7 protein-coding genes are annotated in these 12709 nt (G+C 70.5%); 6 read left to right on the forward strand and 1 reads right to left on the reverse strand.

Annotated elements, in window-relative coordinates:
- The first annotated feature begins 39 nt into the window (after nt 1-39).
- Complete coding sequence (locus OEB96_RS16870; protein WP_266216967.1) at nt 40-1599, forward strand: ATP-binding protein; 1560 nt, start codon at nt 40-42, stop codon at nt 1597-1599.
- A gap of 31 nt (nt 1600-1630) precedes the next feature.
- On the opposite strand, the gene OEB96_RS16875 is transcribed toward OEB96_RS16870, so the two are convergent.
- Entirely contained in the window at nt 1631-4855 is a 3225-nt protein-coding gene (locus OEB96_RS16875; protein ID WP_266216969.1) for a serine/threonine-protein kinase, read from the reverse strand.
- A gap of 254 nt (nt 4856-5109) precedes the next feature.
- On the opposite strand from OEB96_RS16875, the gene OEB96_RS16880 reads away from it, so the two are divergent.
- The 5 genes from OEB96_RS16880 to OEB96_RS16900 form a co-directional block, all read left to right on the forward strand.
- Entirely contained in the window at nt 5110-5742 is a 633-nt protein-coding gene (locus OEB96_RS16880; RefSeq protein ID WP_266216970.1) for a sigma-70 family RNA polymerase sigma factor, read from the forward strand.
- Nucleotides 5739-8741, forward strand: a complete 3003-nt coding sequence (locus OEB96_RS16885) for a tetratricopeptide repeat protein (RefSeq protein WP_266216972.1) — start codon at nt 5739-5741, stop codon at nt 8739-8741. The genes OEB96_RS16880 and OEB96_RS16885 overlap by 4 nt, the downstream gene beginning before the upstream one ends.
- A 471-nt stretch (nt 8742-9212) precedes the next feature.
- Nucleotides 9213-10571, forward strand: a complete 1359-nt coding sequence (locus OEB96_RS16890) for an RCC1 domain-containing protein (RefSeq protein ID WP_266216974.1) — start codon at nt 9213-9215, stop codon at nt 10569-10571.
- Nucleotides 10572-10686: 115 nt separating this feature from the next.
- Nucleotides 10687-11307: an RNA polymerase sigma factor gene (locus OEB96_RS16895; protein ID WP_266216975.1), complete on the forward strand. Its 621-nt coding sequence runs from the start codon at nt 10687-10689 to the stop codon at nt 11305-11307.
- 208 nt (nt 11308-11515) lie between these two features.
- Nucleotides 11516-12709 (forward strand): FHA domain-containing protein (locus tag OEB96_RS16900; protein WP_266216977.1); only part of this gene is annotated, 1194 nt, incomplete at its 3' end.

Below are 12709 nucleotides of genomic sequence, written 5' to 3' on the forward strand. Positions count from 1 at the left end.
GGCCCCCACGGCTGTGGCCCGAGCGCTCGAGGCCCTCCGATGCTCCCGTTCTTCAACACCTCCGGCCCCTGCATCCCGGGTGAGCACTACATGCTGCCGCCCGAGCGCAGGCTCGGGCACGTGCTCGAGCTCATCGAGGGCCGGCGCTACTTCACGCTGCACGCGGGACGCCAGACGGGCAAGACCACCAGCGCGATGTGGCTGGCCGATCACCTCGAAGGCACCGGGCAGTGGCATGCGCTTTGGATCGACCTCGAGACCGCGCGCGAGACCCCCGACGTGGGCGAGGCGATGACGGCGATCCTCGCGGCCTTCGATCGTGCGCTCGCGTGGCGTCACCCTCAGCAGCCTCGGCCCGAGGCCGAGGAGCGCGCGGCCATGCTGGCCGTGCCCAAGGGCGCGCTCCTGGCCTACCTCACGCGCCTCGCCGAGCTCTCGCCGCGGCCGCTGGTGCTCTTGATCGACGAGGCCGACGGCCTGGTCGGCGAGGCGATGGTCTCGTTCCTCACCCAGATCCGACACGGCTACATCGAGCGCAGCCGCGTGCCGTTCCCGGCCAGCCTGGTGCTGGTGGGACAGCGGCAGGTGCGGGACTACGCGCTGCGGCAGGAGGACCGCAAGGCGCTCGCGTGGCTCGGGACCACCTCGCCGTTCAACATCACCGCCGAGGCCACCACGCTCGGGCCGTTCACCGAGGCCGAGGTCGGCGAACTGCTCGCGCAGCACACCGCGGTCGCCGGGCAGCGGTTCTGCCCCGAGGCGGTCGCGAAGATCTGGGAACTCGGCCGCGGGCACCCGTGGCTCACCAATGCGCTCGCCGACCAGATCGTGCGCCGCGACGTGAAGGAGCGAAGCGTCGAGGTCACGGCCGCGCACGTCGAGGCAGCCAAGGAGACGATCATCCTCGAGCGCCGTACCCACATCGACTCGCTCGTGGCGCGCCTACGGGAGGATCGCGTGCGGCGGGTGATCGCACCGATGATCACCGGCGGTCGCGTCGCCCAGGACGTGCTCCACGACGACTTCTCCTACGTGGTGGGCCTGGGCCTGGTGTGTCTGCGCGACGGCCACTGGGAACTCGCCAATCCGATCTATCGGGAGATCGTCCCCCGCGCGCTCACCTTCGACGAGCAGGGGCAGATCTTCTTGCAGCCCGCCGCCTTCGTACGACCCAACGGCTCGCTCGATGTGCCCAAGCTGATGGCCGAGTGGCAGGTGTTCTGGCGCAAGGACGGGCACCTGGCCGCCGAGGGCTTCGGCTACCGCGAGGCCGGGCCGCACCTCATGCTCATGGCGTTCCTGCAGCGGGTGGTCAACGGCGGGGGGAGGATCGAGCGCGAGTACGGTCTGGGGCGCGGCGCGCTGGATCTGATGATCGAGTGGCGAGGGCAGCGGCATGCGATCGAGGTCAAGCTGCGACGCGACACCGAGACCGAGCCGGAGGCGCTCGATCAGGTGCTGCGGTACCTCGACCACGCGGGGCTCGAGGAGGGGTGGCTGGTGATGTTCGACCTGCGCTCGACGGTGGAGTGGAGCGAGCGGCTGACGCTGCGCGAGGTGGAGCACCGGGGGAAGCGAGTGCACGTGGTGGGGTGCTGAGCGGGATCGTCGAATGCGACATGGAGTGCGGCTACGGCAGGCGGTGCTTGGCGAGCCAGGCTTGGACTTCGGTGCGCTCGGTCTTCTTGGCGTCGCCGAGGGCGGCGTAGGCGTCGTGGGCTTGCTCGGCGAGGGTGCGGGCGCGGGGGCGGTCGCGACCTTGGGCGGCGGGGGCGATCCACAGGGCGCGGGCGAGGGCGAAGCGGGTCGCGGCGAGCAAGGCGGGCTGGACCTCGTGGGTGGTGCGGATGGTCAGGGCGCGCTCGAGCGGGGTGAGGGCGTCGGCGGGCTTGGCGAGGCCGAGTAGTGCCTCCCCAAGTCCGGTGAGCGTGTAGGCGACGTCGGGGTGGTCGGGGCCCAGCGCCTTCTCTTGGATGGCCAGCGCTCGCTCGTGATACTCACGGGCCTCCTCGTACGCGCCCTGCCGTGACGCCACGTTGCCCAGGCTGCTGAGCGAGGCCGCCACGCTGGGATGGTCGGGGCCCAATGCCTTCTCACGGATGGCCAGCGCTCGCTCGTACAGCTCGCGAGCGTCCTCGTACCTGCCTTGAAAGACCGCCACGCTGCCTAGGCCGCTGAGCGGGCGCGCCACGTCGGAGTGGTCGGGGCCCAATGCCTTCTCACGGACGGCCAGCGCGCGCTCGTACAGCTCGCGGGCAACCTCGTGCTTGCCTTGCATTTGCGCTGCGCTGCCCAGGTGGGTGAGAGAGACCGCCACGTTGGAGTGGTCGGGGCCCAACGCCTTCTCCTGGATGGCCAGCGCTCGCTCGTGGAGTGCGTACGCGTCCTCGTACTTGCCTTGCATGGCCGCCATGTTGCCCAGGTTGGACAGTGGGGCCGTAATGTCGGGGTGGTCGGGGCCGAACTCCTTCTCCTTGATGGCGAGCGCTTGCTCGTACATGTCACGGGCGCGGTCGTAATCGGCCTGCAAATACGCCACGTTGCCCAGGTTGTTGAGCAAGATCGCCACCTCGGGGTGAGCGGCGCCCAATGTCTTCTCCTGGATGGCCAGCGCTCGCTCGTAGAAGTCGCGGGCGTCCTCGTACTTGCCCTGCACGCACACCACCTTGCCCAGGTTGCCGAGCGAAGACCCCACGTCGGGGTGGTCGGAGCCCAATGCCTTCTCACGGATGGCCAGCGCTCGCTCGAGGAGCGCGCGAGCGTCCTCGTAGTCGCCTGCCAAGTATACCGCATCGCCCAGGTTGTTGAGCGAAGCCGCCACGAGCAGGTGGTCGGGGCCCAAACCCTTCTCACGGATGGCCAGCGCCTGCTCGTAATACTCACGGGCTTGGTCATACTCGATCCGAGAAACCGCCACGGTGCCCACGGCGTTGAAGTGGCTGGAGCGGGCTTGATCCGTCCCCACCGCCTGCGACAGTGGCTCCGCGTGCTCCATCCAACAATCGGCCTCCTCGTGGCGGGCCAGCCGATAGCCCAACAAGAATACCAGCTCGACCGAGGCGTTCGCGGCCTCGGCCGTCATAGTGTGCGCGACCGCAGCGCCGTACGCCTTCTTCAGCAACGGCAACGCACCTTCGTAGTCTCCCCTGTTCTCTCGAAGGCTCCCCTGTCGCAGCCACGCTCGAGCCATCAGCGGCGCGTACTCCAGCACCTCGCCCTCCTTCACCACCTCGTCCGCCACCCGCAGTCCTTCCTCGTACTGCCCTGCATTCTGCAGGGCAGCCGCTTCCACCAGCCGCTCGTCCAGCGCCTCCACCTTCGCCGCCACCACCGGATCCTCCGGCGGCGGTATCTCGGCTCGCAGCGCCTCCAGGTCGTCGCACCGCGAGAACCCCGGCAGCCCCGCCACCAGCTCCACCGCGTTCTGCACCACCGTCGCGTCCGCCTCGGCCAGCACCCCCACTGCCGCTCGCAGCTCCCCGCGGCGCTTGTCCAGGCACCCCATCCGCAGGTCCATCACGTCCGGCGATTGCTCGTTGCGCACGCTGGTCGCCTCGCACACCTCCTCGTGCTTGCTCGCCCAGTCCTCCGTGTATGCATCCAGCCGCTCTTCCACCCGCTCCCAGGTCCCCGGCGCATACGACAGCTCCGTCCCCAGGATCGCCGCCCTCACCTCCTGCTTGCGCGGCTCGTCCCAGATCTCCGCGAGCCCCACCTCCGCGCCCGTGCACCGATCCTTGATCTGCACGTACTGCCCCAGCGCCCAGCTCCCGCCCACGCCGAGGATCGCCACCACCAGGCTCGCGATCGCGAAGCGTCGGCCTCGGGGCACCACCAGCCGTCGTAGCTCGCCCAGCAGCGCCTCCATCGACGGCCACCGCTGCTCGGGATTCGTGGCCAGCCCCCGCAGCAGCACCTTCCGCAGGGCCATCGGCACATCGCTGCCCTTGGGGGCCGGCCGCACCATGCCGGATCGCATCGCGATCAGCAGCACCTCCATCGAGCCGCCCTCGTACGGCCGCTCCCCGTACACCGCTTCATGGAGCGCCACGCAGAAGCTGAACTGATCGCTTCGCGCATCCGCCAAGAGCCCGCCCATCTGCTCGGGAGGCATGTACGCCGGCGTCCCGAGCACCGTACCCGTCCTGGTCAGCGACTGCTCCAACGGCAGCGCAGCGTGCTCGTCCGTCCGCACCTGCTCGATCACGCTCGGGACGTCCCCCGCCTCCGCGTACCGCTCGTCCCCGTCCCCCCGCCGCGCCAGCCCGAAGTCGAGCACCCGCGCGCGCCCGTCCTCGCCGACGATCGCGTTGCCCGGTTTGAAGTCCCGATGCACCAGCCCTCGTCCGTGCGCCGCCGCCAGCCCTTCCCCCAGCTGCACGAACACCTCTACGCACGCCTTCCACCCCGGCCGCGGCTCCTGCTCGATCCACGCCCGCACCGTCTTGCCCTTGCACAGCTCCATCGCCACGAACGTCTGCCCCTCGAGCTCCCCCACCTCGTACACCTGCACGACATTCGGATGCGAGAGCTTCGCCATCGCCTGCGCCTCCCGTCGCAGCCGCGCGGTGTGCTGCTCGTCGAGCTCCCGGTGCAGCACTTTGATCGCCACCTGCCGGTCGAGCTCCTCGTCATACCCCTTGAGCACCACCCCCATGCCGCCCTGCCCGAGCACGTCGAGCACCACGTAGCGACCGAACCGCCGCAGCACGGGCTTGCGAAACAGCGCCCCGAACACCCTGGCCTGCTGGGCCTGCAGCACCAGGTCCTCCTCCAACCGTGGCCTTGGCGTGCCACCCAGCATGTCGCCCACCTCCAGCGTGCGCTGCTCACCGATCTCCTCGTCGTCCGCCATGCACCGCTCCTGCCCCCATGAGTGCACCGCAACCCCATCTTGACTGCGACCTTCGCCGATCGTCCGCCCACCCCGCCATTCGCGCGCGCAGATTCTTCCGCCCCACCGCAGCCAAGACCACCGCTCGTCGTACTCACCCCGGCACCCCGACCACGATGGCGCACCAAACCACCGTCTCAGCCTCCCAGCCCCCTTGCCGTTGCCGGCCCGCCGTCGGCCCCCGTTGGCCCACGCTCGCGCGTATACTCGCGGCAATGGACGACGCAGCGCTGCTCTGGGCGTGGCGTGAGGGCAACCGCGCGGCCGGGGAGGAGCTGTTCGAGCGCCACTACGCCACGGTGGAACGTTTCTTCCGCAACAAGGTGGCCGAGCCCGACGATCTCATCCAGCAGACCTTCGTCGCCTGTGTGGAGGCCAAGACCCGGTTCCGGGGCGATTCCAAGTTCCGAACGTTCCTGCTGGGCATCGCGATCAACGTGCTTCGCACCCACTACCACCGGATCCAGCGCCAGCGCGGCATGTCGCCCCTCCATGACACCTCGCTGGCAGATCTGGGCCAGACCCCCAGCCGGATCCTCTCCGACCGGGACGAGGAGCGGCTGCTGCTCGAGGCGCTGCGCCGCCTGCCGCTGCAGCTGCAGCTGCTGCTCGAGCTGCGCTACTGGGACGAACTCAAGCACGAGGAGCTGGCCGAGCTGCTCGAGCTGCCCCGCAGCACCATCAACACCCGGCTGCGTCGCGGCCGAGAGCTGCTCGAGCAACAGCTGCGCGAGCTGGCTGCCTCGCCGCAGCTCTTGCGCAGCACGATCACCCGGCTCGACGACTGGGTCGAGCAGCAGCGCCGACGCAGCCCGCTGGCCCACCACGACCGCGAGCCCAGCGCATGAACGACCCACGGCTCGAGGATCGGCTCGCGAAGCTCGGCCGCGAGCCCACCGACGACGCTCCCGCGCAGGCGCGCAAGCAGGGCATCAAGACGCGGCTGTTCGGCGATCCGGCTCCGCCTTCCCGCATCGGACGCTTCCTCGACCTGGGCCTGCTCGGCCGCGGCGCCATGGGCACGGTGCGGCGGGCCTACGACGAGCGGCTCGCCCGCGAGGTGGCCATCAAGCTGGTGAGCGACGCCTCGGCGCGCCACCACCACGAACGCCTGCTGCGAGAGGCGCAGGCGCTGGCCAAGCTGTCGCACCCCAACGTGGTGCAGATCTACGAGGCGGGCGAGCGCGGCGACGAGATCTTCATCGCGATGGAGCTCGTCGACGGCCTGCCCCTCGATGCATGGCAGCGGCAGCGCCACTCGTGGCGGGAGTGCCTCCACGTCTACCTGCAGGCGGGCCGTGGCCTGGCCGCCGCCCACGAGGCCGGGCTCGTCCATCGCGACTTCAAGCCCTCCAACTGCATCCGGGACACCCGCGGCCGCGTGCGGGTGCTCGACTTCGGCCTGGCCCGCGCGCTCGACCTGCACGAGCCCCTCGACGAGCCCTCCCCGAGCGCGGCCGCCTCGACGCTCGCGTCCCCGCCGGTGATCGACGGGTCGAGCACGTCCATCGGGATCTCGACCGAGCCCTCCACCCGTGTTCCGACCCGCGCCTCGACCCGCGCGGGCCCCACCATGCTGGAGGTGCGGATCACCGCCACCCACACGGTGATGGGCACGCTCGCCTATATGTCGCCCGAGCAGCTCGGGGGCAGCCGAGCCGACGCCCGCAGCGATCAGTTCAGCTTCTGCGTGGCGCTCTACGAGGCGCTCTTCGGCGCGCTTCCGTTCGGCTCCAACCCTCGCCTCGCCCTGCTGGCGATGCTGCACGCCGACCGCCCGCCCGTGCCTTCGTTCCCGCCGTCGCCCCGGGTGCCCGCGGCGGTGCGCCACGCCCTGCGGCGGGGTCTGTCGGCCGATCCCGCGGCGCGCTGGCCCGCGATGGATCCGCTGCTGCGCGAGCTCGAGGGCGCGCTGCGGCCGGCCCGGTGGCGCTCACCGCTGCTCCTGGGCGTGCTCGCGGCCAGCACGGTGTTCGTGACCGCGACCATGGTGAACGACCAGGACCCGTGCGCCGACACGTCGATCGGCGTCGAGGCCCAGTGGAGCGACCAGCGCCGCGACGAGGTCCGCGAGGCCCTGCTCGGCACGGGGCTTCCCTACGCCGCCGACACGTGGGAGACGGTCGAGCGTGAGCTCGACGCCCATGCGCAGGCGCTGGAGCGCGAGCTGCTGAGCACCTGCCGGGCGGCTTTGCGATCCTCGAGCGGCTCGGCCTCGTCGTTCGCCCAGCAGCTCTGCCTCGAGCGCCGCCAGATCGGGCTGGGACACGTGGTGGAGCTGCTCGGCGCCGCCGACCCGGCGCTCGTCGAGCACGCGGTGCCGCTGGTGACCAGCCTGCCGTCCGTGGAGGCCTGCGTGGCGCTCGACGACCCCTCGCCGCCCCCGGCTGGCCCGGGCCAGGACGAGCCGCAGCAGCTCGTGTCCGTCGTCCTCGATCGGGCCCGCGCCCTGATCGCAGCCGCACGCTACGACGAGGGGCTCGCGGTGGCCTCCCAGGCGGCACGGGATGCCGAGGCGCTCGGCGATCCGGTGCTGCACGCCGAGGCGAGGCTGGTCGAGGGGCGCGCGCTGATGGGCCGCGGTCGACCCGAGGCGGCCCGGATCGAGCTGGAAGCTGCGTCGATCGCCGCCCTACGATACGACAGCGACGCGCTCGTGGTGGCCGCCAGTGCCAAGCTCGTCGAGGTCGTCGGGATCTCCTTGGCCGAGCACGACCAGGGCCTGATGCACGCGTCCCTGGCCGTGAGCCTCGCCGAGCGACCGAGCGTGCCTCTGCGAACCCGGGCCGTGGCCCATACGGCCCACGGAAACCTCTCGACCACCCGCGGCGAGCTCGAGCCGGCCCAGCATCACTACGAGCGAGCCATCGAGCTGCTCCGCGAGGAGCACGGGGACGACCACGTCTCGCTCGTCGAGCCGCTCGACGGCCTCGCCACCGTGCTCCGCCAGCGGGGCGAGCTCGAGCGGGCGCTCGAGCACCGTCGCCGAGCGCTGGATCTGCTCGTCGGCGCGTACGGCCACCAGCACCCCACCACCGCCTTCACCAAGGCCAACCTCGCAGCCATCCACCGCGACCGCGGCCAGCTTCAAGAGGCCCGGCGCCTGCTCGAGGAGGCGATCGCCGTGATGGTACGGACGCTGGGCGTCGATCATCCCTCGCTGGCAGCTCCGCACAGCGGGCTCGCCACCGTGCTGGACGAGCAAGGCGAGCATGCGAAGGCCGAGGCGGAGCACCGCGAAGCGATCCGGGTCTGGGAGCAGACCCTCGGCCACCATCACCCCGTCGTGGCCACCGCGCGCTTCAACCTCGCCGCATCGCTGGGGGGCCGCGGTGAGGTCGAGGCCGCCATCGAGGAGCTCGAGCTCGCCCTCCGGATCCTCCGCAGCCACCCTTCGCCGACACCACAGCTCGCCCTGCGATCGGCCGAGGTGCTGCGCGAGCTGGGCCGACGTCATCGCCAGCGCGACGACCTCGTGACCGCCGAGGCACGCTACCGCGAGGGGATCGCCGAGCTCCAGCAGGCCGGTGTCGAGCACGAGGAGACGTTGGCCGGCCTGCTCAAGGGGCTCGGGCGGATCGTGCTCGAGCGCGGCGATGCACCGCAGGCCCAGCGACTGCACGAGCGGGCCCTGGCGATCTACGAGCAGGCCCATGGTCCCACGAGCCTGCAAGCCGCTCATGCCCATCGTCACCTCGCCCATGCCCTCTTCGCGCAGGCGCAGTGGGATCGCGCCCGCGAGCACGTCGACGCTGCCATCGAGATCTACGAGCACCTCGGGAACGTCGACGATGATCCCATCGCGGATGCCCGGGCGCTGCAAGGCCGCATCGCCAGCGCCCGCTGAGTCGCGACGCCCGACCTCGATGACCCCATGGGAGCGCGTCACGGCAGCGGAGCCGGGACGCGCTCGTCCATTCCATGGGTCCTGGTGAGGCCGGTACCGAACGCCGGTCGATTTCTTCGGATTTCATTGCTCGACAGTCTCGCTCGGCGAGGCACTGCCTCGATGAGGGAGCAAGACCCCATCGGACGAGAGCCTGGCTCGGTCCGACCACGACCACCTCGATGATGATCGAGCTTCGGAAGTGGTCGCCTCCACGGAGGCACGGACGCACGCAACGAGCTCGAGCTCGACCGTAGCAGGTCTTCGCGCTCCTCGAACTGGAGCACCGGTTCCCGACCCGGGACTGCCGACCGACTGCATCGATCGGTGGTGCCACATCGGCTCCTCGCCATGAGGGGACGCGGGTCTTCGGCGCGGCGGATGAGCCGTCGTGCGGGCGCTGGTGCGCGAGCCGAAGAGGACGTGGACGCAATGAACAATCGCAACCAAGACAGTGGCAGTTTCCTCTCCTTCGTTCGCGGCGGCCTGCTCGTGGCCATCGCTGGCACGACCGGCATCGTGCATGCGCAGACGGGCCCGGGCTCGAGCAGCGGATCCATGCCCGAGCCGTCCGATGCGGTCGCCATGATGAGCGTGGGCGACGGCACGACCTGCGCCGCCCTGCTCGACGGTCGCGCCAAGTGCTGGGGCCTCAACGACGAGGGACAGCTCGGCCGTGGCGACGCCGAGTGGATCGGCGACGACGAGTTCCCCGGTGACGCTGCGTTCATCGACGTGGGAGGCTCCGTGCAGGAGATCCACACCAACGGTCGGCAGACGTTTGCTCTGCTCCACGACGGCGTGGTGCGGGCGTGGGGCCTCAACGACGAGTACCAGCTCGGTCTGGGGCACGACGAGACGATCGGCGACGACGAGACCCCGGCCAAGGCCACCGTGTCCGTCGACGTGGCGCTGGGTGGGGTCGCCATCGATCTCGCCGTCGGCGACGACTTTGCCTGTGCCGTCCTCGAGGGCGGCGCCGTTCGGTGCTGGGGCGCCAACGACGTGGGGCAGCTCGGCCTGGGCCATACCAAGAGGATCGGCGACGACGAGCTCCCGGCCGACGTCGGCGTGGTGCCGCTCGGTGGCACCGCCGTCCGCGTGGTGGCGGGCGCCTACCATGCCTGTGCCCAGCTCGTCGACGGGACCGCGCGCTGCTGGGGGGCCAACGACACGGGACAGCTCGGCCTGGGACACACCGCCACGATCGGCGACGACGAGACTCCGTCCCACGTGCGCACGATCTCGCTCGGGGGTGCGGTGGCCGAGCTGGTGGCCGGCGAGGGCCACACCTGCGCGCGGCTCGACACGGGTGCCGTCCGCTGCTGGGGGGCCAACGACGCGGGACAGCTCGGCCTGGGCCATGCCAAGACGATCGGCGACGACGAGCGTCCCAGCTCGACCCTCGCCATCGCACTCGGGGGACCGGCCATCGGCCTGGCCGCCGGAGCGCGCCACACCTGTGCCGTCCTCGCCAACGCGAGCCTGGTTTGCTGGGGTGAGGGGCTCGATGGACGCCTCGGCCTCGGCCACGAGGACGACGTGGGTGGCACGACGATCCCCGCGGGTTCGGGAGCGGTGGAGCTCGGCGACCACTCCGCATCCGCGGTGTTCATCGGAGCCACCGGATCGTCGACCTGTGCCAAGCTCGACGGTGGGGCGGCGCGCTGCTGGGGCCTCGACTACGCAGGGCAGCTCGGCCAGGCTCACACCCAGACGCTGGGTGCCAGGCCCACGACCACGCCGGACCAGATCCCCGACATCATCGTGGCGCACGACGATGACGACTGAAGCATCGTGGTGGCAAGGCCCGCGCGAGCCGACACTCCGCACGCTACGGGGTTCTTCGGCTCGCGCATGGGTCCGGGTACGCCTTCGAGGCCAAACGAGCATATCCTGGGGCCCGATGGCCAGCGACATCGAGCTGCTCCAGGCGTGGCGCAACGGTGACGAGGCGCGTGGTCAGCAGCTGTGCATGCGGTACTTCGAGCCGGTGGCGCGGTTCTTCGCCAACAAGCTCGGCGCGGAGGCCAGCGATCTGGTGCAGGACACCTTCTTGGCCCTCGTGCAGGGGCGCGATCGGATCAGCGACGACGCTCGCTTTCGGTCCTACCTGTTCGGAGTCGCCTACAACGTGCTCAAGAAGCACCTCAAGCAGCGCTACCGCTTGCCCGAGGACTTCGAGTCACGGTCGGTCCACGACATCGCGCCGGGGGTGGAGACGATGCTCCGCGAGGCCGAGAACCTGCGTCTGCTCCGGGCCGCGCTGCGGCGCATTCCCCTGAGCCTCCAGGTCGCGCTCGAGCTGCACTACTGGGAGCGGCTCTCGAGCTCCGAGATCTCCCACGTGCTGGGCATTCCATCGTCGACCGTACGCACCCACCTCGGCCGCGCCCGCACGCTGCTCGAAGAGGCGCTGCGCAGCGAGGCCGCAGCGCCCGAGGTGGTCGAGAGCACGATCAGCGATCTCGACGCATGGGCCGAGCGGCTGCGGGGCAAGGTGGCCCGCGCCGCCGCGGGGTCCTGAGCAGCAGGCTCGGCGAGCCACCCGGCGGGTACGAGCACGCCGCATCGCCTCGGCGCGATCGTGCGTGCGCACCCAACGCTGCCGCCTCCCGCTCGACCCCATCCCGGACCCGACCCTCGCATCGAGGCACCCGAAGATTCTCCCACCCCCGGGAACCTTCCCCCGCAGGTGGTGTCCACCGCGCCGAACCTCGCCAAGGACCACCACCATGTCGCAGATGCTCAACCTCAGGATCTTCAAGAACGGCCAGCTCGTCGATTCGAAGGCGCTCTCCCAGGACGTCATCAAGATCGGCAAGCTCAAGAGCAGCCACCTCTGTCTCGAGGACGACGCGGTGGCGCGCATGCACGCCGTGATCGAGGTCTCGGGGTCGGACGTGCGCGTGATCGACCTCGGCAGCGCCACCGGCACCATGCTCAATGACGCGCGGGTCGAGAAGAACGCGGTCCTCGGCACCGGCGACGTGCTCGTCTTCGGCCCCTACCGCATCGAGGTCGAGATCGCTCCCATGGCCGCTGCCGCTCCGAGCCCCGTGATGATGGCGGCGCCTGCGGCCCAGCCGATGATGCAGCCGCCGATGGCGCCCATGATGGGAGGAGCAGCTGCGCCGCAGATGATGGCCGCACCCCAGGCCTACGCGCAGATGCAGCAGCACGCCTACGTGCCGCTGGCCCAGCGCCCGCCGATGCAGATCGACGCCAGCGAGGTCGAGCGCCAGGACGGTACGCAGGTCGCCGAGGTCATCTCCAGCTACAACGACACCGTCCTCGACGTGCAGCACGTCGGCCAGGTCAAGAGCAAGAAGAGCCAGGCGCCCTTGTTCCTCGGCCTCGGCGGGGCCCTCATGCTCGTTGGCCTCGGCATCGTGGGCAACGAGGTCATGCAGGACTGGGACGGCTTCCACGAGGAGCAGGCCAAGGCCCAGGAGCTCGGCCGCCCCGCTCCGCAGGCCCCGGGTCTCGGCATCGCCGGCATCGGCATCGGTCTGGCGCTCCTCGGCCTCGTGCCGTTCGGGTTCGGCGTGGTCCGCCTCGACGACAAGGGCGTGGGCAACTACACCGTCGGCGAGTCACCCAACGCGGTGTTCCATGCTCCGGTCGCTGGCCTGCCCGAGCAAGCCGCGTTCCCGCTCGTGCGAGGCAACGGCAGCGACTACACGCTGAACTTCACCCAGGGCATGGCCGGCGACGTCACCCTCGAGGGGCAGACGCTCAGCCTCGCCGATCTCGTCTCGTCGGGTCGCGCGGGCGCGATGGGCTCGGTCTACTCGTTCCCGATGCCCGCGGGCGCGCACGTTCGCCTGCAGCACAACGGCGTGACCTACCACGTCAACACCGTGCCGCCCGGCAAGGTGATCGCGGCCAAGTCCGAGGCCGACAAGCCGTTTTGGATCTACAACGCC

Origin of the sequence: Paraliomyxa miuraensis (assembly GCF_026337845.1) — a bacterium.
GTDB classification, from domain to species: Bacteria; Myxococcota_A; Polyangia; order Nannocystales; family Nannocystaceae; genus Paraliomyxa; species Paraliomyxa miuraensis.